The organism is Halorubrum sp. SS7, from assembly GCF_005435055.1.
Classification (GTDB): Archaea; Halobacteriota; Halobacteria; order Halobacteriales; family Haloferacaceae; genus Halorubrum; species Halorubrum salinarum.
The window spans coordinates 835-2073 of sequence record NZ_SGXV01000068.1; the positions used below are offsets into that span (position 1 = coordinate 835).

Consider the following 1239-nt stretch of genomic DNA (forward strand, 5'->3'; position numbering starts at 1 on the left):
GTGCCCGAGTCTTCAAGTCGGGCGGTCGTCTTCGTGGACATGCTGGTTCAGCCAGCACGGGGTCGGTGCTCTAACACCGGCCTCACTTTCTGTGAGGCACCCGTGCTTACCCAACAGTCTATCCCCCAATCACTTAGTAGTTGCTATTAGCAACACCTATCAGCAGGTGACAAAAGAAACTAAGTGGTTGGCGAAAGACGGTACTGTTGTAAATGGTGGACAGCAACACCACGGCAATGACGCTCACCGAGGAGGATTTGAACGAGTTGGATCACCAGATATTGGACGTGCTGGCCGACGGCCGGGCGACACCAACGCTGGTGAAGAAGCTCTTAGAAAAGCAAGGGACCGATGTGTCACGCCAGTACGTCAACCGGCGGATGAAGCGCCTCTCGGAACACGACCACATCCAGAACTTGCTGGATACGGGGGTCTACGAGCAGAGGGCAGACCCGCGCAAAACCTGAAGTATGGGTGTAAAAACCGATACTGGCCAGTTCGAGTGTCCTGCCTGCTCCCGCAGGTTCGAGACGCACTCGGGGCTCAAACAACACCACTCACAGATCCACGGGGAGCGCGGCGAATACCCCTGGAACGCAGCAAAAATAGATGGTGTAGTGACGCTGACCTGCGACTGGTGCGGCGAGGAGTACCAGAGACGCCCAACACAGGCGTCTGGGTCAAAATACTGCTCCACGTCCTGCCAGATGAAAAAGAGGAGCGCAAACGACGAGTTCGCCAGCGGGGAGGATCATCCGAACTGGAAAGGTGGCGTCTCAAAGATACGAGAACGTGTCTTGGACCGCGACGACCACACCTGTCAACGGTGCGGCTGCGCGGTCGAGTCCGAAAACCGATCGAGCCAAAGGAGCGCCGAAGTCCACCACCTCATCCCGAGGGCAGCCGGTGGCCCCGATGCGTTGGCGAACCTCATCACGCTCTGTCTCCGGTGCCACAAGGAGGCGCACAGCACGATGAGCAAGCTACACGAGACGAACTCAGAACTGCTCCAAGAACTCCGCGAGACCGCCTGCGACGATGGCGACGACTGAGTGCCCCGACTGTAGCTCGGGATACGACTCCGAACGCGCTCTTAAGGTCCACTACCGACGGTCCCACGGAAGCACGGATTACCCGTGGCGATCTGATGAGCGGATGGTCACCTGCGAACAGTGCTCTGCGGAGTTCGAGGTACCACCGTCGCGACTCGGATCGGCCCGGTTCTGTTCAGTCTCCTGC

The 1239-nt window shown here is 58.6% G+C and carries 2 protein-coding genes; both read left to right on the plus strand.

Annotation, left to right across the window (positions count from 1 at the left end):
• The first annotated feature begins 236 nt into the window (after positions 1-236).
• On the plus strand, positions 237-467 hold the full coding sequence (locus EXE44_RS16535; protein ID WP_137695075.1) for a hypothetical protein: 231 nt from the start codon (positions 237-239) through the stop codon (positions 465-467).
• A gap of 3 nt (positions 468-470) precedes the next feature.
• Positions 471-1052, plus strand: a complete 582-nt coding sequence (locus tag EXE44_RS16540) for an HNH endonuclease (protein ID WP_137706793.1) — start codon at positions 471-473, stop codon at positions 1050-1052.
• Positions 1053-1239 lie beyond the last annotated feature (187 nt).

Coding starts and splice junctions, on each gene's coding strand:
- EXE44_RS16535 (WP_137695075.1), top strand. CDS start 237: ATGACGCTCACCGAGGAGGATTTGAACGAGTTGGATCACCAGATATTG.
- EXE44_RS16540 (WP_137706793.1), top strand. CDS start 471: ATGGGTGTAAAAACCGATACTGGCCAGTTCGAGTGTCCTGCCTGCTCC.